This is a genomic window from Pseudoalteromonas sp. HM-SA03 (genome assembly GCF_002289345.1).
Taxonomy (GTDB): Bacteria; Pseudomonadota; Gammaproteobacteria; order Enterobacterales; family Alteromonadaceae; genus Pseudoalteromonas.
Genome location: NZ_NSDG01000008.1, coordinates 27,326 through 48,061, shown reverse-complemented (window position 1 = coordinate 48,061; position 20,736 = coordinate 27,326). Strand labels below are relative to the sequence as shown.

At 44.0% G+C, this 20,736-nt stretch carries 17 protein-coding genes and 1 pseudogene; 8 read left to right on the top strand and 10 right to left on the bottom strand.

Going from position 1 to position 20,736, the window contains the following annotated elements; translation table 11 throughout:
- Positions 1–93 precede the first annotated feature (93 nt).
- Positions 94–351, top strand: a pseudogene (locus tag CKO50_RS25040) (hypothetical protein); the annotation flags it as partial.
- A gap of 610 nt (positions 352–961) precedes the next feature.
- Positions 962–1,798: a hypothetical protein gene (locus CKO50_RS01845; RefSeq protein WP_095726769.1), complete on the top strand. Its 837-nt coding sequence runs from the start codon at positions 962–964 to the stop codon at positions 1,796–1,798.
- A gap of 418 nt (positions 1,799–2,216) precedes the next feature.
- Here the strand turns inward: CKO50_RS01845 and CKO50_RS01840 are convergent, their stop codons facing one another.
- A complete protein-coding gene (locus CKO50_RS01840) occupies positions 2,217–3,335 on the bottom strand; it encodes a DUF1570 domain-containing protein (protein ID WP_095726768.1) in 1,119 nt (372 codons plus the stop codon).
- Between the two features lie 402 nt (positions 3,336–3,737).
- Between CKO50_RS01840 and CKO50_RS01835 the strand changes: the two genes are divergently transcribed.
- From CKO50_RS01835 to lpdA, 5 genes are all read left to right on the top strand, one after another.
- Positions 3,738–3,974: a hypothetical protein gene (locus tag CKO50_RS01835; protein ID WP_095726767.1), complete on the top strand. Its 237-nt coding sequence runs from the start codon at positions 3,738–3,740 to the stop codon at positions 3,972–3,974.
- Between the two features lie 270 nt (positions 3,975–4,244).
- Positions 4,245–4,994, top strand: a complete 750-nt coding sequence (gene pdhR / locus CKO50_RS01830) for a pyruvate dehydrogenase complex transcriptional repressor PdhR (protein WP_095726766.1) — start codon at positions 4,245–4,247, stop codon at positions 4,992–4,994.
- A gap of 70 nt (positions 4,995–5,064) precedes the next feature.
- The gene (aceE, locus tag CKO50_RS01825) at positions 5,065–7,731 is read left to right on the top strand and encodes a pyruvate dehydrogenase (acetyl-transferring), homodimeric type (RefSeq protein ID WP_095726765.1); all 2,667 of its coding nucleotides are present in this window, start codon (positions 5,065–5,067) and stop codon (positions 7,729–7,731) included.
- An 11-nt stretch (positions 7,732–7,742) separates the two neighbouring features.
- Positions 7,743–9,635, top strand: coding sequence for a pyruvate dehydrogenase complex dihydrolipoyllysine-residue acetyltransferase (gene aceF / locus CKO50_RS01820; protein WP_095726764.1), 1,893 nt, complete (start codon positions 7,743–7,745; stop codon positions 9,633–9,635).
- Positions 9,636–9,846: 211 nt separating this feature from the next.
- Entirely contained in the window at positions 9,847–11,271 is a 1,425-nt protein-coding gene (gene lpdA, locus CKO50_RS01815; RefSeq protein ID WP_095726763.1) for a dihydrolipoyl dehydrogenase, read from the top strand.
- 147 nt (positions 11,272–11,418) lie between these two features.
- On the opposite strand, the gene CKO50_RS01810 is transcribed toward lpdA, so the two are convergent.
- The 4 genes from CKO50_RS01810 to CKO50_RS01795 all read right to left on the bottom strand — a co-directional run bounded on the left by CKO50_RS01810 (position 11,419) and on the right by CKO50_RS01795 (position 15,903).
- Complete coding sequence (locus CKO50_RS01810) at positions 11,419–12,375, bottom strand: cobalamin biosynthesis protein (protein ID WP_095726762.1); 957 nt, start codon at positions 12,373–12,375, stop codon at positions 11,419–11,421.
- Positions 12,375–13,082 carry a 5'-methylthioadenosine/S-adenosylhomocysteine nucleosidase gene (gene mtnN / locus CKO50_RS01805; protein ID WP_095726761.1) on the bottom strand — a complete coding sequence of 236 codons (708 nt, stop codon included), beginning with the start codon at positions 13,080–13,082 and terminating at the stop codon, positions 12,375–12,377. Before mtnN ends, CKO50_RS01810 begins: the two co-directional genes overlap by 1 nt.
- 108 nt (positions 13,083–13,190) lie before the next feature.
- Positions 13,191–13,781: a DUF2726 domain-containing protein gene (locus CKO50_RS01800; protein ID WP_095726760.1), complete on the bottom strand. Its 591-nt coding sequence runs from the start codon at positions 13,779–13,781 to the stop codon at positions 13,191–13,193.
- Positions 13,782–13,992: 211 nt separating this feature from the next.
- Complete coding sequence (locus CKO50_RS01795) at positions 13,993–15,903, bottom strand: aminotransferase class V-fold PLP-dependent enzyme (RefSeq protein ID WP_095726759.1); 1,911 nt, start codon at positions 15,901–15,903, stop codon at positions 13,993–13,995.
- A 300-nt stretch (positions 15,904–16,203) separates the two neighbouring features.
- Between CKO50_RS01795 and CKO50_RS01790 the strand changes: the two genes are divergently transcribed.
- Entirely contained in the window at positions 16,204–17,199 is a 996-nt protein-coding gene (locus CKO50_RS01790; RefSeq protein WP_095726758.1) for a YncE family protein, read from the top strand.
- A 149-nt stretch (positions 17,200–17,348) separates the two neighbouring features.
- On the opposite strand, the gene nth is transcribed toward CKO50_RS01790, so the two are convergent.
- The 5 genes from nth to CKO50_RS01765 all read right to left on the bottom strand — a co-directional run bounded on the left by nth (position 17,349) and on the right by CKO50_RS01765 (position 20,675).
- On the bottom strand, positions 17,349–17,984 hold the full coding sequence (gene nth / locus CKO50_RS01785; RefSeq protein WP_069022907.1) for an endonuclease III: 636 nt from the start codon (positions 17,982–17,984) through the stop codon (positions 17,349–17,351).
- A gap of 99 nt (positions 17,985–18,083) precedes the next feature.
- A complete protein-coding gene (locus CKO50_RS01780) occupies positions 18,084–18,782 on the bottom strand; it encodes an electron transport complex subunit E (RefSeq protein ID WP_095726757.1) in 699 nt (232 codons plus the stop codon).
- Entirely contained in the window at positions 18,779–19,414 is a 636-nt protein-coding gene (gene rsxG / locus CKO50_RS01775; protein ID WP_095726756.1) for an electron transport complex subunit RsxG, read from the bottom strand. The genes CKO50_RS01780 and rsxG overlap by 4 nt, the downstream gene beginning before the upstream one ends.
- The gene (rsxD, locus tag CKO50_RS01770; protein ID WP_095726755.1) at positions 19,411–20,472 is read right to left on the bottom strand and encodes an electron transport complex subunit RsxD; all 1,062 of its coding nucleotides are present in this window, start codon (positions 20,470–20,472) and stop codon (positions 19,411–19,413) included. Before rsxD ends, rsxG begins: the two co-directional genes overlap by 4 nt.
- On the bottom strand, positions 20,469–20,675 hold the full coding sequence (locus CKO50_RS01765) for a hypothetical protein (RefSeq protein ID WP_095726754.1): 207 nt from the start codon (positions 20,673–20,675) through the stop codon (positions 20,469–20,471). Before CKO50_RS01765 ends, rsxD begins: the two co-directional genes overlap by 4 nt.
- Between the last annotated feature and the right edge of the window lie 61 nt (positions 20,676–20,736).

Sequence of the window (20,736 nt, the reverse complement as noted above, 5' to 3'; positions counted from 1 at the left end):
TACCTAAGAGACATCAACTGGCAAGACCTAGGTAAACAATCCGCCACGGAAGTTAAAAACATCGTCAAAGGCCTGCGCGATTCACTTGATGACATGTCCACCAGTTGGCACTACGACCTACTACTCCCAGACGCCGCTATCGAAGGCATGCAAGCCACGGTAAAACGCCTAGACGACGTCACCCCAAAAATCGACCAGCATATGCAACAAGCCGCCCAAGAAATCGGACAGCGAGTTAATAAAGCACTGGATGAGTATCAGGGTCAATCACCAATTCGAGGCGTCACTGATAAGCCCACCAAAGCCAAAGCTGATGAATTGGAACCACCAAAAGGGAATGAGCTGCCGGGAGGCGTCGTTAAATACGAAGCTAGCACAGCGTCCAATTTTGATCTGGGGCCAGACAAGCAAAGCTCGGTACTCCTTAGTGGTGACAATAACAGTGGGTATAAGTGGATAAACCTTAAAGATATTCACTACACTCAGAGTACAATTGGTATAAAGACTGGAGATAGTACACCCGTATTAGACATCGCCTATCAAATGAAGTCGAATGGCTGGGACTTATCTAAGGGGGTTGCTGATTTGATCAAACTAGATGATGGGTATATGACTTTAGATCACCGTCGGTTAGTTGCGGCAGATTGGGCCGGTTTAGATAAAATTCCCGGCAGTATTCATGGTTTTAACGAGCGATTACCGGATTCATTTATACAATCTCCTAGATACGAACATTTCGAATCTCCTATTGCTTTTTCAGACATAAGTACTAAAACTACTTTCTTGAAAGGTGATTTGCCAGAAACCTATGGTCAAGCAGGTATGATACGTTCCATACAACAACAGCAAAAAATTGGATACTTTCCAATAACCGGGAGCTCGTCACCACCAGTTTTCACATTTAAAAATGAGAATGAATGGGCAAAATATATCAATCAATTAAAAAGGATAAACGTCTACAATGGTAAGTAGTAAAGCAGAGCACCTAATTAAATTATGTGATACCTATTGCTCATATTTAGAATCAAACGGCCTAAAAATGAAAAGGGAATTATGTGACGCACTTAATGCATACGGAATGGTTCATCACCAAAAGGCACTTAAAGCCTACTTCGAAGCAGGAACAAATATTTCTATTGAAGTAGATCTGCTTGGAGGAGGGATTTGCTATGTAAGCGAGATACCACCTAGTAGTGCAGAAGCAGGAGAGTTATGGTTTGATCCTTATGAGTTAGTCTTTATGGTCAAAACTACTAACCCGTTAGGTTTTGGAAAAGGTGTTATAGGTTGGCTGTCAATACACCCAGTATTCTACTGGCAATACCATGTGTTCCAGCGTTTAGTAAAGTATACAGTTAGAGATGACTCGTTTTTACAAGTTGATGATATACTTACATCTCGCCCTTTTGGTATAGATAAGTCTGATTATGCAACGGATATCTATAGTGAAGAGGCAAAAGCCTATGCTAAATGGCATGGTAAATGGCTCGCTTCAAACATTCGGATTGAGGCACTGCTACAATCTTGGAATTATCAAAGTAGCCCTGAAATTTTTGATACTGGTATTTATTACTGGGATAACTCGTTTGGTGGAGATGAATCAGAAAGGTTAGTCTTCGGCTTCAGTGATAAAAATTCTTTGAACCAAGGTCAAGTAGCTGAATGGTTTAGAGGAGATAATATTGGTATTGTCACCGCTATCGTAGACCAAGTCGGGTTGACAAATATTGAGCATCTTCCAAGAGATTCTGGTGAGTGTTTAACTCTTATTAATTGCGCTAAAAAGGTTAACCTTTAAATGCATATTAGTTCCGCGGGTACTTGCTTAGTCAACCAAACTTCATTTTCAGAGAGATAATCCAATCCAATGGCATCGGGCTTGTGACGAAGTACAAAACTTAGAAACTTACTTACTTTATTTAGCTGATTAGATGTCATTAAGGTACTCTTTTAGCCGTTGCAGCTTCAGCTCAATAGTGTTTGACTTCAGTATTATGTTATAAACATTAACTTTACCCCAGTGGTCTCTATGTTTCTAGAGTTTTGGCTGGAGTTGAATACATAAGTTTATGTGATCAATTTTTTCAATTCGCATTTGTATTTAGCGGGCGCATTTTTGCAAAAAATGAACTCGATACGCATAAATACGTTTTGAGATATATTGTGATAGGGGGTCTAGTCGGGGTTTTATATAACTTGCGCTCTCACAGGGAGAGTTATTGCCATGCGCCGTTTTGAATTTGGCGAGGTGTGTTACGCCATCCCTCAAATTGTGACTCGACGTTTTCATTAAAGTTACGAAAGAGCTGCTCGATGTTTTGTGCAGGTACAATATTGCACGGATTGCTGCTTTCTTGTCGTAAATACTCGAAAAAAGCGTTGCTGTTGTGCTCGACCATAAATCCCGTAAACAGATAACTATTGGCATATAAGGTGGCACTTTGCATGGTTTGCCACTGATTTTCGCTATTGAATAGGGTGTTAATATCAAGCTTGGCAAAGCGCGATTTCAAAATCCCTTCTTTCGTCAACCAATCTTCGTCAGAGAGATAAACTGAAAATTGACCTGTGTCGGTAATTCTTAGGTGCTCAAAATACTCGGCTAAGCCTTCCGTTACCCATCGAGGGGTTACGCCGAAATAATAAAAAACTAGGGCGTGCACGGACTCGTGAATGAGCGTTCTTAGCGTTTCTTCTTCAGTGCGAGCGCCATTGATAAAGCCTTGGTTTTGAAATAAAAAGTACATGCCCAAGGTGCCAGCGGGTTCTGCATCGCGAAAGAGGATTAGCTCATTGTAGTCAGTGTCATTGGCGGCAATATGCATGTTCAATTGGATGGGGGATAAGGCTTTTTTGTGTGCTAACTGGTTAAAAAAGTGCTTAAACATCATGTACACCACGTTGAGGGCTTGCTGCGCCTGATACTCAACATAAGGGCTCACGGGTTCACCCGTTAGATTGAGTTTGAAATTTTCAATGTCGTTGAATTGCGTTTGCAAGGAAAATACTTCGCGCTTTAGTGCTCCACAGGTAGGTGTTGAGATACCGCTGAACATATTAACAAGATCACTGTGTCCGTTTAGATTATAAAAGGCTTTTTCTGGTACTTCAGGTAGCTGTTGTTTCGTTACTTCTGGTGGTGCAACCGTTAGGTAGGGAGTGGTGTCTGGCTGACTTAAACGTTTTTCTGTATGGGCGTCTAGCTGTATGCCAAATTCAGTCAATAAAGGTTTGATAGACCTTATCGAGTTTGCTGCGGCACTTGGATAGATAAAATAAAGCGTAAACACTATAAGTGTGATGATAAGTAGTAGGACAAAGACCCGCCAAGCCAAAATGATATCCTTGTGTAATACATGTCCAGAGACTATGGTTATACTCGATTATCGGTAAACTTGGCAATGGGTAATTTGATTATCGGATTACTCCTATGGCATTAAATAACATCTACTTTAGTGTGTCATAGCGTATCATTTGCATGATTTGCCATTCTTTTTTCTACAACAATAAATTCGATTTCCCAAAATCGAAAATTGTCCCTGATTTTATTGCGAAATCGAGAAATCCTTCATAAGGGAAGTCCGAGTCTGATTTTAACTTTTTTTTAATGGTTTTATATTGTTGGCATCAAGCTTGTTATTCAATAACCAAATGAAAAAGAGTGGTATCAGAGCACACTTGGAGTAAAGGACGAATAACATGAAAAAATAATAACAACGGTTTGCCTATCATTGACTATGGTCTGGGGGAGTACAGTCCACGCACAAACGACGTTAACCGAGTGGCAAAAGCAAGTTGAGAATTCTGATTTTAGTGGTGTGGTTATCGCTGCGCAGCAAGGTAAGGTGGTTTATCAGCATGGTTTTGGTGAAAGTAATCGAGAAACCAAAACCAAGTTTAATCAACAAATTGTGTTTGATATTGTGATAGAGCCTTACCGAAGCTTAAGCTGTCTTTCTGGCAGCTTGATTTAGCGTTAAATGGTATATGCTTATCTGGTCTGACCATTTAAATCGCCTTTTAAATTTGTCCGATTCTTGGTTAAAGTTTATGCACGCTAACTGTTGTTTTTACACTCAGCTAATTATTGAATTGGGCTGAATTTTGACAGTTGTCATGGATTTTGATAACGTATTGTGCAAATTTGGTATGACCAATTTACCTATGAAGTTAATTCTTACCAAATTGATTAAAATAAGTCAGCAGTCTGGCTAGGTCACATCATAAAAATTGGCGTTATTTCAATGTCTTTAAAGATTAAAGCAGCAAAATTATCCGACGTAATACTGGAACAGCTTGAGAATATGATCCTCGAAGGCTCGTTATTACCCGGCGCAAAGTTGCCGCCTGAGCGTGAACTAGCTAAGCAATTTGAAGTGTCGCGTCCATCACTTCGTGAGGCTATCCAGAAATTGGAAGCCAAGGGGCTTGTTACCCGTCGTCAAGGTGGTGGCACGTATGTTAAAAATCAGCTGGAAGAAGGGCTGACTGATCCGTTATTCGACTTGATCAGTAAGCATCCAGAATCTCAGTTTGATTTACTTGAGTTTCGTCATGCATTAGAAGGCATCGCCGCCTACTATGCGGCGCTCAGGGGCACAGATAATGACTTTGCAAAGGTACAACAAAGCTTTGACAATATTGCAGAGATAGGTGATGACCTGATGCAAAAGGCAAGGGCAATTAATGCTTTTCACTTTGCCGTTGCAGAAGCGTCACATAACGTCGTTCTGCTTCATCTTGTAAAAGGGATGCAGTCACTGCTTGAGCAAAACGTGTTGCAAAACTTAACGGTCTTGGTGCAAAAATCAGACGTGAGTGAGCAGCTCGGTGAGCACAGAAAGTTGTTATTAGATGCGGTGATCAATGGTAACCCTGAACAAGCAAGACTTGCTAGTAACGCCCACTTAGCCTTTATCGAAGAAGCGTTATTAGAAGCCGGTAAAGAGCGTTCGCGAATAGAGCGCTCACTGCGTAGAACAAAACAGCAGTAATCGGGCTTGACTCAGTAAGAATTGGCACAAATAGAATAAATTCGTATTTTAAACATAAGGAACACTCCATATGTCTGAAGTCAATAAAATTGACGTAGACGCGCTAGAAACCCAAGAATGGTTACAGGCGCTTGAGTCGGTCGTAAAAGAAGAAGGCGTAGAGCGCGCTCAGTTCTTGTTAGAGCAAGTATTAGAGCAAGCGCGTCTTGATGGCGTAGATATGCCAACAGGCACTACGACTAACTATGTCAACACTATCCCAGCAGATCAAGAGCCTGCGTATCCAGGGGATGTGAACCTTGAGCGTCGTATTCGCTCTATCATCCGTTGGAATGCGATTATGATCGTACTTCGTGCTTCGAAGAAAGATCTTGAGCTGGGCGGGCATATGGCCTCTTACCAGTCGTCAGCTGCATTCTATGAAATGTGTTTCAACCACTTCTTCCGTGCACCAAACGAGAAAGATGGTGGTGACTTAGTGTATTACCAAGGTCACATCTCTCCGGGCATTTATGCTCGTGCATTTGTTGAAGGCCGCCTAAGCGCTGAGCAGCTAGATAACTTCCGTCAGGAAGTAGACGGTAACGGTATTTCTTCATACCCACACCCTAAGTTAATGCCTGAATTCTGGCAGTTCCCAACGGTTTCTATGGGTCTAGGTCCAATCGCGTCTATCTACCAAGCGCGTTTCCTTAAATACCTAGATGGTCGTGGTCTAAAAGATACGTCTGAGCAACGCGTTTACGCCTTCCTTGGTGATGGTGAAATGGACGAGCCAGAATCACGTGGTGCGATTTCTTTCGCTGCCCGTGAAAAGCTAGACAACCTATGCTACCTAATCAACTGTAACCTACAGCGTCTTGACGGCCCAGTAATGGGTAACGGTAAGATCATCCAAGAACTAGAAGGCCTATTTAAAGGTGCTGGTTGGAACGTGATCAAAGTCGTTTGGGGGTCTGGTTGGGATAAGCTACTTGCCAAAGACACTACGGGTAAATTGCTACAACTGATGAATGAAACAGTTGACGGTGATTACCAAACTTACAAAGCAAAAGATGGTGCCTTCGTACGTGAACACTTCTTCGGTCGTTACCCAGAAACAGCAGCGCTTGTTGCTGATATGACTGACGACGAAATCTTCGCGTTAAAGCGCGGTGGTCATGAGCCATCTAAGCTATTTGCTGCATTTAAAGCAGCGCAAGAAACCAAAGGTCGTCCAACGGTTATCCTAGCTAAAACTGTAAAAGGTTACGGCATGGGCGCTGCGGCTGAAGGCAAAAACATTGCTCACCAAGTTAAGAAAATGGACATGACGCACGTAGCGCATCTACGTTCACGTCTAGGTCTAGATGACTTGGTGTCTGATGAGCAATTACAAGAGTTACCTTACTTGACGCTAGAAGAAGGGTCAAAAGAGCACGAATATCTACATGCTCGCCGTAACGCGCTTCACGGTTATACACCTAAGCGTCTACCTAACTTCACAGAAACGCTTACGCTACCTGAGTTAGGTGCATTTAAACCGCTTCTAGAAGAACAAAAGCGTGATATCTCAACCACAATGGCATACGTTCGTGCGCTTAATATCTTGTTAAAAGACAAGAATATCGGCAAGAGCATAGTTCCAATTATTGCTGATGAAGCGCGTACCTTTGGTATGGAAGGTTTATTCCGTCAAATCGGTATTTACAACCCGCACGGCCAAAACTACAGCCCAGAAGACCGCGATATCGTTTCTTACTACAAAGAAGCAACGTCAGGTCAGGTACTACAAGAAGGTATCAATGAGCTAGGCGCGATGTCTTCATGGGTTGCAGCGGCAACGTCATACAGCACGAACGACTTACCAATGATCCCATTCTATATCTACTACTCAATGTTTGGTTTCCAACGTGTAGGTGATATGGCGTGGATGGCGGGCGACCAACAAGCGCGTGGCTTCCTATTAGGGGCGACTGCCGGTCGTACAACGCTAAATGGTGAAGGTCTACAGCACGAAGACGGTCACTCGCACATTCAAGCAGGTACAGTGCCTAACTGTATTTCATACGACCCAACGTTTGCATTTGAAGTAGCGGTTATTCTGCAAGATGGTATTCGTCGTATGTACGGTCCAGAGCAAGAGAATGTGTTCTACTACCTAACGCTCATGAACGAAAACTACCATATGCCAGCAATGCCTGAAGGCGCTGAAGTAGGTATTCGTAAGGGTATTTACAAGCTTGAAAGTTACACTGGCGACAAAGCACAGGTTCAGCTAATGGGCTCGGGTACTATCCTGAACGAAGTACGTAAAGCGGCGCAGATCCTAAGCGACGACTACGGTATCGGTTCAGACGTATTCTCTGTAACGTCATTTAACGAGCTTGCTCGTGACGGTCAAGATGCAGAGCGCTTTAATATGCTAAATCCAGAAGCTGAGCAAAAAGTACCTTATATCACGAGTGTGCTTGGTGATGCGCCAGCAATTGCTGCTACGGATTACATGAAAAACTACGCTGATCAAGTACGTGCATTTATGCCGAGCGCATCTTACAAAGTACTTGGCACAGACGGCTACGGTCGTTCAGACAGCCGTGAAAACCTACGTCGTCACTTTGAAGTGAATGCCGGTTACGTGGTAGTTGCTGCTCTTGGCGAGCTAGTTAAGCAAGGCAAAGTTGAAAAATCAGTAGTGACTGACGCTATCAAGAAATTTGATATCGACACCACCAAAACTAACCCACTTTACGCATAAGAGGACGAGTGATGGCAATCGAAATTCATGTTCCAGATATTGGTGCCGATGAGGTTGAAGTAACCGAGATCCTAGTAAGCGTAGGTGACACGGTTGCAGAAGAGCAATCGCTTATCACTGTTGAAGGCGACAAAGCATCAATGGAAGTACCAGCCTCTGTGGCGGGTACAGTTAAAGAAATCAAAATAGCGGAAGGCGATAAAGTATCGACTGGCTCTTTGATCATGATCTTTGAAGCGGCAGGTGAAGAAACACCAGCAGAGCAACCTGCAGAAGAAGCTAAGCCAGAAGCAAGCGCCTCTGGCAAAACAGAAGTGAAAGAAGTTCACGTACCAGATATTGGTGGCGATGAAGTTGAAGTAACTGAAATTTTAGTAGCTGCGGGTGATGTTGTTGAAGAAGAGCAATCACTTATCACGGTTGAAGGCGACAAAGCTTCAATGGAAGTGCCAGCACCATTTGCAGGTACTATCAAAGAAGTGAAAATCAACGCGGGTGACAAAGTGTCAACCGGTTCATTGATCTTCATCTTCGAAGTGGCAGGTAGCGGTGAGGCGCCTGCGACTACTGAAGCTGCAAAAGCGCCAGCTCAAGAGCAAGCACCTGCTGCATCAGCTGAAAAAGAAGTACACGTACCAGATATCGGTGGTGACGAAGTTGAAGTCACTGAGATCATGGTTGCTGTAGGCGATAGCGTTGAAGAAGAGCAATCGCTTATCACGGTTGAAGGCGACAAAGCCTCAATGGAAGTGCCAGCACCGTTCGCAGGTACGATTAAAGCCATCAAAGTTAATGCTGGCGATAAAGTATCAACGGGTTCTTTAATCTTCGTATTCGAAGTGAAAGGCGCGGCACCCGCACCTCAGGCAGCAGCTAAAGCTGAAGAAAAGCCAGCGCAATCAGCGGCTCCAGCGGCGAAATCTGAAGCACCAAAAGCTTCTGCACAAAAAGATGATTTTGTGGCCAATGATCAATATGCCCACGCATCACCTGTGGTACGTCGTCTAGCGCGTGAGTTTGGGGTTAACCTAGCTCGCGTTAAAGGTACAGGTCGTAAGAACCGTGTACTAAAAGAAGACGTACAAAACTACGTGAAAGAGCTGGTTAAGCAAGTTGAGTCTGGTCAAGTCGCAAAAGGTGGCAACACCGGCGGCGGTGAGCTTGGTCTTATTCCTTGGCCAAAAGTAGACTTCAGCAAGTTTGGTGAAATAGAAGAGAAGAAACTTTCTCGCATCAACAAGCTATCGGGTGCAAACCTTCACCGTAACTGGGTACAAATCCCACATGTTACGCAGTTTGACGAAGCAGATATCACAGAACTTGAAGCGTTCCGTAAAGAACAGAACGTGCTAGCTGAGAAGAAGAAAATGGGTGTGAAGATCACGCCATTAGTATTCGTGATGAAAGCGGCTGCAAAAGCACTTGAAGAGTTCCCAACGTTTAACTCTTCACTATCTGAAGATGGTGAGAGCTTAATCTTGAAGAAATATGTTCACATCGGTATCGCGGTTGATACACCAAATGGTCTAGTGGTTCCTGTTGTTCGCGACGTGAACAAGAAAGGCATCATTGAGATATCACGCGAGTTGATGGAAATTTCTAAGAAAGCACGTGACGGTAAACTGACGTCTGCTGATATGCAGGGCGGCTGTTTCACTATCTCAAGCCTAGGCGGTATCGGCGGTACGGCGTTTACGCCAATCGTTAATGCTCCTGAAGTGGCGATTCTTGGTGTTTCTAAGTCAGACTTCAAACCGAAATGGAATGGTAAAGAGTTTGAGCCGCGCCTAATGGTGCCGCTAAGCTGTTCATACGACCATCGTGTCATTGACGGCGCACTAGCAGCTCGCTTTACTGTAACACTTGCAAACTACCTAAGCGATATTCGCCAGCTAGTAATGTAAGAATAGAAACCGCATGACTTAGGTGATGCGGTTTTCTTGTATTTTGTTGTTCCGCTTGATATTTAGGCGGGACAATAGAGAGTGTGAATGATACACTTTCGAGCAATAATAACTCTCTCTGCCCTGTGCCCCGAATCGGGTGTTTGGCAGGCACTTTGGGTCGGCTACTCTCGACGAGTAAACCCGTTCAAATAACAGTTAAGGTAATAACATGAGCAACGAAATCAAAACTCAAGTTGTTGTACTAGGCGGTGGTCCTGGTGGTTACTCTGCAGCATTCCGTGCAGCAGACTTAGGTTTAGACGTTACACTAATCGAATCTCGCGACACGCTAGGTGGTGTGTGCTTGAACGTTGGTTGTATCCCTTCAAAAGCCCTTCTTCACGTTGCAAAGGTAATCGACGATGCAGCTGAAATGGCTTCTCACGGTGTTTCTTTCGGTGCTCCACAAATCGACCTAGACAAGATCCGTTCATGGAAAGAGTCTGTAATTGGTCAGCTAACTGGCGGCCTTAGCGGTATGGCTAAGATGCGTAAAGTTACTGTAGTTAACGGCTACGGTAAGTTCACAGGTTCTAACACCATTGCGGTTGAAGGTGCTGACGGCGCGAAGACGGTAACTTTCGATAATGCAATTATTGCAGCAGGTTCTCAACCTGTAAGCTTACCTTTCATTCCTGAAGACGAGCGTATCATCGATTCTACAGGTGCACTTGAGCTTAAAGACGTGCCTGAAAAGCTACTTGTACTAGGTGGTGGTATCATCGGTCTTGAGATGGGTACTGTTTACCGTTCACTAGGTTCAGCGATTGACGTAGTTGAGTTTGCTGATCAACTAGTACCAGCGGCTGACAAAGACGTTATCAAGATTTACCAAAAGTACGTTAAAGACAAGTTTAATGTGATGCTTTCTACTAAAGTGGTTGCTGTTGAAGCGAAAGAAGACGGTATCTACGTATCTTTCGAAGGCAAGCAAGCGCCAGAAGGTCAAGTTCGTTATGACAAAGTACTAGTTGCTGTTGGTCGTACACCAAATGGTAAGCTAATCGACGCTGACAAAGCGGGCGTAAATGTTGATGAGCGTGGCTTTATCAGCACTGACAAGCAAATGAAGACCAACGTTGATCACATCTTCGCTATTGGTGACATCGTAGGTCAACCTATGCTTGCACACAAAGCGGTTCATGAAGGCCACGTTGCTGCTGAAGTGATCTCTGGTAAGAAGCACTACTTCGATCCTAAGTGTATTCCATCAATTGCATACACAGATCCAGAAATCGCTTGGGTTGGTGTGACTGAGAAAGAAGCAAAAGAGCAAGGTCTAAGCATTGAAACTGCGGTATTCCCGTGGGCAGCTTCTGGCCGTGCAATCGCTTCTGCACGTACTGAAGGTTCAACGAAGCTTATCTTTGATAAAGAGTCAGGTCGTGTGATCGGTGGTGCTATGGTTGGTATCAACGCTGGTGAAATGCTTGGTGAAATCGGCCTAGCTGTAGAGATGGGTGCTGACGGTGAAGACCTAGCGCTTACTATCCACGCTCACCCAACGCTGAATGAGTCAATCGGTCTAGCTGCTGAAATCTTCGAAGGTTCAATCACTGACCTTCCAAACAAAAAAGCAGTGAAGAAAAAGTAAGTTTTTCTGAGCATGCAAAAACCCAGCCTTGTGCTGGGTTTTTTGTTTTTTGGCCAAGAGGTCAAGCTTACACTCATTTTTAATTAACCTTGGATAAGGCATGAATTATCCGAAGTTCAGGTTATAAATACCTGAAGCTCAAGTTAATTAAGCCATCAGCCTGAGAAAATTAATAATTACAAGTAGTAAGGCGGAAGTGGCAATAAATAGCCAGCGCATTTGATTGAGTAGTCCAAGTAAATGCTGAATATGTTCAGCTGAGGGTTGCGCCTTTGCACCTACCCGCATCACGTCATAACGTTCACCAAAATAAAAGCGTGGCCCTGCGAGCTGTGTATGTAAATTTGCGGCAAAAAAGCTCAGTGCCCATCCAGTATTTGTTTGGCTAAAGTGACGGCCGTAGTATTTAATGTAGTGCCAAGTTTGCTTTGGTTTAAGTAACAACGAAAAGCAGGTAATTAATAATCGAATAGGCACAAACTCAATGAGCCAAATCATGCGTGAAAGGCTTGCCATAAAACGGCTTGAAGGGGGGATTACTTGCCGCCAAGCATGGTCGCATAGCAGTAATAGCTTATAAAATAGCGCGAGATAGGGACCTGCCGTTAGGTACAATAAAGCAATGACAAAAAAATGGCGCAAGGTATTTAATGCGGTGCTATCTATGGCGGCTTTACAAATACCAAGCTCTGTTAGTTTTTCAACATCTCTTGCTACCATTCCTTGCAACACGGCTCTTGCGGTTACTTTTTGCTTTGACTTTATCAGCGCAAAAATACGCTTAGCACGGCTTTCATGGCTAATATCTAAGCATAAAAACAACACCAACCCACCGAGCCAATTAGGATAAAAAGCATAGCTAATAATCGCATAAGTTAATACAGTGATGGTTAATGTAGGGAGGAAGAACCCCAATGTACCGGATAAAAGTTGATAACTAGAAGTGGCTTTAGGGCGATAAACTCTTTCGGCAATCGCTTTAAAAATAAGACTGAGAATAAGATTAGGGTGGTAAAGTGTTGATAACCTTACCCCTAGGCTGGCAAAAATCGCCAGTAAGAAAATGATCAGGCCCTCATGGGCCTGAAGCAAGCTGTCAAGCACTAAAGCGTAACCTTATCCAGCTTATTAAGTAGTGCCATCACCATTTTAGAAGAGTTAACAGAAGCGACTTCTAGATACTCCTCGAATGATTGCGGTGATTCTTTGCCGGCGATATCAGATAGCGAGCGGATCACAACAAATGGCGTGTTTAAAGCATGACAAGCTTGTGCAATTGCCGCGCCTTCCATTTCTACTGCTAACATCGTAGGGAAGTCGGCACGCGCCTTATCGATACGTACCGGATCGCACATAAATGAGTCACCCGTACAGATCAAGCCAATCATAGTTTGAATGCCTTCAAGTTCATGTACGCTTTGCTCTGCTGCCTCAACTAATTTTGCATGTGAAGTGAACGCAGCAGGCATTTGTGGAACTTGACCAATTTCATAGCCAAATGCAGTCACATCAACATCGTGATGACGTACTTCATTTGAAATAACCACATCGCCGACGTTTAGTGATGGTTCAAAACCACCTGCAGAACCTGTGTTGATCACGCAATCTGGCGCAAAGTTGTCGATAAGCAAAGTTGTCGCAACTGTTGCTGCCACTTTACCAATGCCAGACTGTACAAGCGTTACGTCAAGACCAGCCAGTTTGCCGGTATAAAAAGTAAAGCCACCTTTGGTCAATGTTTGCGGGTTTTCCATGGTGTTACGCAAAATGGTAACTTCTTGCTCCATTGCGCCGATAATGCCTACTTTCATCAAAAGATTCCTAATTTGTGGTGGGGAAAGCCCCAGTGTCAAAATTGCGTTTATTATACGAAAGGGGTTTTGATAGGTAAAACAAAAAACGGGCTGATGCCCGTTTTGCTAGATTTCTGCCAACTGAGTTGACTGTGCTTTTGCCTGTGAAGGTGATAGTACCGCAGGTTTGTAGGTGCGGTTTCTGGTTTTCTTTGGCATTTCCACTTTTTGACCAAGTTTGAATAAGATTGCCGCACGAACCTCAGCACTTTGGTAGCCACTTTTGATTTTCATGCGAATATGTGGAATACCCGCAGACTCCAGAGCGCCACTCACAAACCAATCTTTTTGTGCTTTGTGGCCGTTTTTATTGGCGTTATTGACCAAATCAACAGCGGCAACAATTTTCAGTGTCTCTTTGTCTATCAAGACATAATCCAACTGCTTATTTTTAGCTTTAGTTACCGCAGCACGACGTGCTTTTGGAGAGATCCCCGGTTTGCACTCGATCACATCAATGAGCTTAATACGGCTTACGATTTTATATCTATCGCCAACGGCACGTTCTAATAAATGTAGAAACGATGCTTCAACGGTGGTAAAAACAGATTCTTTACGGTTAAACGGATAAGGATTGCCACCCACATCGGTGTACTTAGAAGCGACAATGGAAGCAACGACCACTAGAGCCAAAATAGCAAGCAACGCAAATTCCATACAAAACTCCAAAACAAAAAAATGACATCTGTAGTTTTATAAGCAATAGGTATGCCAGAAGAATGCTTAAATTAGTAGATGAAAAACATTAGATCGCGAGTAAGTTATTGGGGATGTGGAACGAAAATAAAGTGCTTTAAGTTGTTTATACTAGGTGGCGATGTCTAGTAGCATCGCCGCCTAGTGAACCGACTAACGATAGTCGCTCGCTTTACTTTTCTTCTTGTTCTTTAAGCACGTAGATCTCACCATCGAAACTACCTTGAATGGTCAATCCTTGGCCTGCCAGTTCCTTGAGATATTCTATATGCTCTTGGGTGATATGTTGACCTGGCACCAAAAGCGGAATACCTGGAGGATAAGGGGTGACTAAACCTGCACAAATACGGTTGTTGCTCTTGCTAATAGGTATAGATTCACGCTCGCCGTAGAAGGCATCACTAGGAATACAAGCAAGGTCAATAGCGGGTAAATTCTCAGGCAAGCGCGAGCGTCGCGTTGACTTCGATAGTTTTACCTTGCCGCCATCGAGTTTCTTTAAGGCATTGTATAAGCGAATGATTTTTGAGCGTGTACCACCCAAGGTTAGTAAGACTAAGATGGTACTGTGTGTATATTTCTCAATCTCCAGCCCAATTTCGTCCAGCAGGAATTTATGAATATCCTTTAATGAGTATGGTAGTTCACTAATATCGATGAGGATTTTAAGCGGATCATGACCCATATTATCGCCACTAAAATGTGGGAATATGTTCATAAAATCTTGCTTATCAAGCACTTTTATATGTTTGAGGGAGGCCATCTGCTGTTTGAATTCTGCAACATGGTTCAGCAGTGCATTGAGTAACTTATAGCCCTCCATCTCTAACTGCTTTTGGCACACATCCAAAGACGCAATAAGCTGGTATTTTGGTGAGGTGCTGGCATAAATGCTGTAAATCTCACGGAAGAAATCAGCATCAAAATCAGGGTCGTTAATATGGATATAAGATGCCTGCGAAAATGCCGATACGACTTTATGCGCCGAATGAGTGACATAATCGGCACCTGCATGAATGGCGGAGTATTGGCGCAAGCTAGGGTGAAATAGCGAGTAAGCAAACCAAGCTTCATCAATAAAGACTTTGATGCCATGCTGATGGGCAAATTCTACGACTTGTTTCAGGTCGCTCAGCAAACCATCATAGGTACAGCCTGTGAGCACCAGTAGTTTTGCATCGGTATTTTGTTCAATCGCTTGCTTGATGTCAGCCAGTGAAGGCGGTGCGAATATGCCATATTTTGGATTTAAAATACTCGATAAATAGATAGGGAAACTGGCCGATTGCAAAATGCCATAGTGTACAGACTTATGACAATTGCGGTCGATGATCACCTTATCACCCTTGCGAAGTAGGGTTTGTAAAATGATTTTATTCGAGGTGGACGAGCCGTTGGTCACGAAGTAGGTGCGGTTAACTTCAAACGTTGCTGCAGCGGATTCCTGAGCGCGACCAATGGTATTGGTGCTGTCTGACAGTGACCCTAACGAATCAACCGATACAGACAAGTCTCCGACAAATACGTTACGGCCATAGAATTGATAAAAATCTTTGATATAAGGAGAGTTTCTAAAGCTCGAACCACCGCTGTGACCCGGAGTATGCCAAGAGTCGTTCGCTTCGCCGACATAACTGCGATACGCCGTCCAAAATGGTGTTTCGGCTCTGTCATCAAAGTCGTTGATCATATATCCTAAAATAGCTTCGGGGTCTGAGATAACTTCATCTTTAAAGAAGAAAGATTCGATTTCCTCTGATTCGTTGACTATCTCAAGCCCCTTGGTGTCATCACCAATAACGTAAACTGGTAATTCTAGACGAATACTTTTTAATTGCTCGATAAAGCGACTATAGGTTTGCTCGCCGCTTTTGTTGTGTACATCCCAACTCAGCACGACTGCTTGAATATCACCATCCTCAGTGACATGCTCCAAGGCTTTTGCAAGTTCGAGACATTCAATAATATCGATTTGAACATCCTCTCGCTCAAAATTAGGGATCGTTTTTGATAGATTGCTTGAGAGCGCTTGCAATACGGCTGGATCTTGTTCTATTAACAAGATACGAAGGACAGGTAGCATAATGATATTCACATTAAAATTTAAAGACTTTCATTAGCATAAAGAAAGCGTAGTGATTTGTGAAATCAATACTTTGAAAATGTTCCAGAAATTGTAAAGCGGATGTAGGCGAGGAAGTAGTTGCGAGTGATGGAAAGTGTGCTATTCAACATAGGAAACAGGAAGGTTTCGAGTATCAGGCGTGTCTGAGCTAAATTTGGGATAGGGTGTTTTTGAAGGCTGTATTACGATTGCTTTTCAATGATAAATACAGTAGTGATAAAAACAACAGTACTAGCTAACAGATCAATAGGAGTCAAAATGAGATTGGTTAATTATGTTGTGTATGTATTCTTAGTTGGGTGTTTAATCAGCTTCCCTTCATGGGCTGATACAAATAACTTGTCGGGAACATTGGTTGTTGTAAATAAAAAGGGGGACTCGGTTGATTTCATCGATCTTAGCAGCCGAAAAATTAAGCTGACGCTCGCAACCGGCAGAGGACCACATGAATTAGCAATGAGTGCCGACGGGCATACGGCTGTTGTCACTAATTATGCACGTGGCAATAGTCTAAGTGTTTTTGACGTTCGGCAAGCAAAAAAAGTTAAAACCATTGATTTTTCTCGTTATCCAAGGCCACATGGCGTGTTGTTTTTAAAAGACCAAAAACGCGTTGCAGTATCGTCTGAAGGCTCTGACAGTGTGGTAATAGTTGATATAGAGTCGGGGAAAATTGATAAAGTAATAGCAACAGAGCAAAGAGGCTCTCATATGGTGGCGCTGCCGGCGTCTAGCGAGCGTGTTTACACCACAAATATGCGCGCAGATTCAGTGTCTGAATTAGATGTAAAGTCAGGTGCCTTACTTCGCAAAATTTCAATGCCAAAAGTACCAGAGGCTATCACCATAAATAAAAGTGGCTCAGAGCTCTGGGTTGGTAGCAACGATGATGGCTTAGTTACCGTGTTTGATGTAGCAAATGAGCGTATAATTAAGCAATGGAAAGGCTATAGCTTTCCATACCGTGTGTTACTTACCCGCGATGAGCAGTTTGCTGTGATCCCAGACTATAGGAATCACACCCTTGATGTGATCGATGCAATGCACAAAGAAAAGCTGCGTCAAATAAAGTTTGAGCCGGGAACAGGACCAAAAGGCGTGATCCTCCATCCAGACGATCGCACTTTATTTTTATCCGCTTACCAAAAAAATAAGGTCCTTGTTATAGATATTGTATCTGGCAAAACCTTATTTGAACTCCCTACTGGTAACGGACCAGATGGAATAGGGTATTCAGCAGTGGTATTGCCTTAGACTAACCATCACGTCGATACGAATGTGGCGTGAAGTAGGAGCTGCTTTACGCAGCGATCAGTGTTTTTATATCGCTTGAACAATTTTACGAAACAACAAATTCACGGTAATCACCACAAATAAAAGTTGTGCTTATGTTAAAACAAAGATTAGCTATCAGTCTTCTCTTTAAACTCACACAAATCTTCAATAATACAGCTGCCACATTTAGGTTTACGCGCGGTGCACACATAGCGGCCGTGAAGAATAAGCCAGTGGTGAACATCTACTTTAAACTCTTTTGGTACCACCTTTTCCAGCTTTTGCTCGACAGCCACTACATCTTTACCCATAGCAAACTTGGTGCGGTTGGAGACGCGGAAGATATGGGTGTCTACAGCAATAGTCGGCCAGCCAAAAGCGCAGTTTAAAACTACGTTTGCGGTTTTGCGACCGACACCCGGCAGTGCTTCTAGTGCTTCACGGTTTTCGGGGACTTCGGAGCCGTGTTTGTCAACGAGGATCTGACACATTTTATAGACGTTATTGGCTTTTGAATTAAATAAACCAATGGTTTTGATATAGTCTCTTAAGCCCTCAAGGCCAAGCTCCAGAATTTTCTCAGGTGTGTTGGCAACAGGGAAGAGTTTGCGCGTTGCTTTGTTCACTCCAACATCAGTGGCTTGTGCTGAGAGGGTAACGGCAACTAAAAGCTCGAATGGTGACGAGTATTCTAGTTCGGTTTCAGGGTGCGGATTTTCGTCCCTGAGTCGCGTGAGTATTTCTATACGTTTTTGTTTATTCATAAGATTTACTTGCTAAATTCAATGACGGTAGCATGCGGTTATTTTCATTAAGCAGCGATAGTGACGGTATCGCTGCAAATTGGCATTATTATTACCACATTAGTTTAAGTTAGTGACCCTTGCTCTTGGGCCTTTTACTTCTTCAGCTGCTGGCGCTGCTTTAGCTTTGAGCTGAGCGTCGATAATGTTTTTCGCGGCAATCAAAAAACCAAGGCCCAAAAAGGCGCCTGGTGGCAGGATTGCAACTAAAAATTGATGATCGAATGAGAAGATCTCAATACGCAATACACTTGCCCAGTTGCCAAGGAGTAGCTCGGCACCATCAAATAATGTTCCTTGACCAATGAGTTCGCGCATTGCACCCAGTACAAATAGCACCAGTGCAAAACCCAGTCCCATCATTAAACCATCCCAAACCGATAATAGCGGACTATTCTTGGAAGCGAACGCCTCGGCACGACCAATAATGGCGCAGTTGGTCACGATCAACGGAATAAATATACCGAGGGATTGATACAGACCAAAGGTATAAGCGTTCATGAGCAGTTGAATAACTGTAACAAAGGCAGCGATGATCATCACAAACACGGGAATACGAATGTCTTTTGGCACCCAGTTTCTCACTATGGATACGGTAAAGTTAGAACCAACCAGTACCAGTAATGTGGCGATACCAAGCCCTAATGCATTGGTTACCGTTGAAGTCACCGCAAGGAGCGGACACAGACCTAAAAGCTGTACCAGTGCAGGGTTATTTTGCCATGTACCTTCTTGAAAGAGCGATTTTAACTGACTCATTGCGACACCTTGCAAGTATTAGGCGCGTTAAATAGCGCATCAAAATGAGTTTTGGCAAACCATGCGGCCTGATTTACCGAGGTTACCACGGCGCGTGGGGTAATGGTTGCGCCGGTAAATGAATCAAATTGACCGCCGTCTTTTTTCACATTTATTTTAGGATCTGCTTCACCTTCAACTTGAACGCCGTTGAAGGTCGTTACCCAAGCAGACTTTGCCAGCTCTACCTTATCACCAAGGCCTGGGGTTTCTTCATGGCGCGTTACACGCACACCTGAGATCAAACCTTGTCTATCGATAGCGGTTAAGACATCAATATTGCCACTGTAGCCTTTTGGGGTGATATGTCGCACTAAAAGAGCTGAGGGTTCGTCATTGAGTCTGGCTCTGTAAATGGTGTGCGGGCCGCCTGGGCCGAGTTCTAAGGCGTTGCTGGTAGTGCAATCCAAATACAGAGTATTGTCGTACTTATCTGCTGCAATCACCTGAGAAAGCAATTGCATCAGGTGCTGCTGCTCTTGGCTGGCAATTTTATCTTTGGTGAGGTCATTAATCAGTGCGACCGCTCCTGTTGTTGCCAGTGCAAATGCTGCGAGGATGAGGCCATTTTTCTGCATCGATTGAATTATCATGATTTCGCTCCATGACCATAAGTACGAGGCTGAGTGTAATGATCGATAAGCGGTACTGCCATATTCATGATCACAACTGCAAATGCAACGGCGTCTGGATAGCCACCAAATTGACGAATAACATAGACTGTTAAGCCGATTGCCGCGCCGTAAATCAGGCGACCTAAGTTAGTGGTGGAGGCCGATACCGGATCGGTGGCAATAAAGAAGGCACCAAGCATAGCGCCGCCACTTAACAAGTGGAATAGGGTGCCCGGCTCTGACTCAGGGGCAATGATATAGCCAATCGCACTAGCAAGGCCAAGACTGGCAATAAAGGCTACAGGGATATGCCAGTTGATCACTTTAGCTTTTAGCAGGTAAAGGCCACCTAGCAAAAAGGCGAGGTTAACATATTGCCAACCAAGTCCTGCAAGCGCTCCAAAACCCTGCTTATTCATCGCCTCATTCACGGTTAAGCCTTGTGAGACAGCGGTTTTTACCGAGTCTAATGGCGTTGCACCAGTCGCGCCGTCAATCACCCCTGCACGCCATACGTCAAGTGTGACATCTTGGCTGGTGGACTCGGTAAAGATCATCGCGAGTTGGTCGACAAAGCTTAGAGACTCTAGCGTGAGCGCTTGAATAGGTGACCATGAAGTCATTTGTACAGGGAAGGAGATCAGCAATAATACATAGGCCGCCATGGCTGGGTTGAAAAGATTAAAGCCTAGGCCACCGTATAGCTGTTTTACAATAGCGATGGCAAAAAATGCACCTATGACGGTTATCCACCAGGGGGCTAGCGGCGGAATACTGATGGCCAGCAGCACAGCGGTGAGCCAAGCACTGCCGTCGCTGAGGCTGGGCCATATCGCTCGACCTCTTAGCTTTAGCACTAGCGCTTCAGCAAGGCTTGCGGTAATAAGCGCCAAAGCTAACTGGATCAATACACCAAAACCAAAATAGTAGGTTTGGACTAAGATCCCGGGAATACAGGCTGCCATGACGGTCATCATGATTTTGTTGACCGACTTATGGCTATGATTGTGCGGGGATGAGGCCATGGTTAGTTTCATGACGGTTCATTTCCTTCTTGTTCTTTCGCTTGCTTCTTCGCTTTTGCTCTTGCAATTGCGGCTTTAACGGCGGCTTTTTTACGTGCTTCAGGGCTAAGTGCTTGTTGCTGCTCAGATGTGCCCTCAGCAGCTTGTTCTGTAAGGCTAGAGTCTGTTTCTGATCCCGCCTTTGGCTCATTTGCTTCTTTGCCTTGCTCACTCACGCTTGCGTCAGCTTCTTCTGCTTGTTTAGCGGCTTTCTTGGCCTTAGCTCTGGCAATTGCG

Bases quoted from the DNA above. Each gene is read 5' to 3' on its own strand.
- CKO50_RS01845 (WP_095726769.1), top strand. From the start codon at position 962: ATGGTAAGTAGTAAAGCAGAGCACCTAATTAAATTATGTGATACCTAT.
- CKO50_RS01835 (WP_095726767.1), top strand. From the start codon at position 3,738: ATGGTCTGGGGGAGTACAGTCCACGCACAAACGACGTTAACCGAGTGG.
- pdhR (WP_095726766.1), top strand. From the start codon at position 4,245: ATGTCTTTAAAGATTAAAGCAGCAAAATTATCCGACGTAATACTGGAA.
- aceE (WP_095726765.1), top strand. From the start codon at position 5,065: ATGTCTGAAGTCAATAAAATTGACGTAGACGCGCTAGAAACCCAAGAA.
- aceF (WP_095726764.1), top strand. From the start codon at position 7,743: ATGGCAATCGAAATTCATGTTCCAGATATTGGTGCCGATGAGGTTGAA.
- lpdA (WP_095726763.1), top strand. From the start codon at position 9,847: ATGAGCAACGAAATCAAAACTCAAGTTGTTGTACTAGGCGGTGGTCCT.
- mtnN (WP_095726761.1), bottom strand. From the start codon at position 13,082: ATGAAAGTAGGCATTATCGGCGCAATGGAGCAAGAAGTTACCATTTTG.
- CKO50_RS01800 (WP_095726760.1), bottom strand. From the start codon at position 13,781: ATGGAATTTGCGTTGCTTGCTATTTTGGCTCTAGTGGTCGTTGCTTCC.
- CKO50_RS01795 (WP_095726759.1), bottom strand. From the start codon at position 15,903: ATGCTACCTGTCCTTCGTATCTTGTTAATAGAACAAGATCCAGCCGTA.
- CKO50_RS01790 (WP_095726758.1), top strand. From the start codon at position 16,204: ATGAGATTGGTTAATTATGTTGTGTATGTATTCTTAGTTGGGTGTTTA.
- nth (WP_069022907.1), bottom strand. From the start codon at position 17,984: ATGAATAAACAAAAACGTATAGAAATACTCACGCGACTCAGGGACGAA.
- CKO50_RS01780 (WP_095726757.1), bottom strand. From the start codon at position 18,782: ATGAGTCAGTTAAAATCGCTCTTTCAAGAAGGTACATGGCAAAATAAC.
- rsxG (WP_095726756.1), bottom strand. From the start codon at position 19,414: ATGATAATTCAATCGATGCAGAAAAATGGCCTCATCCTCGCAGCATTT.
- rsxD (WP_095726755.1), bottom strand. From the start codon at position 20,472: ATGAAACTAACCATGGCCTCATCCCCGCACAATCATAGCCATAAGTCG.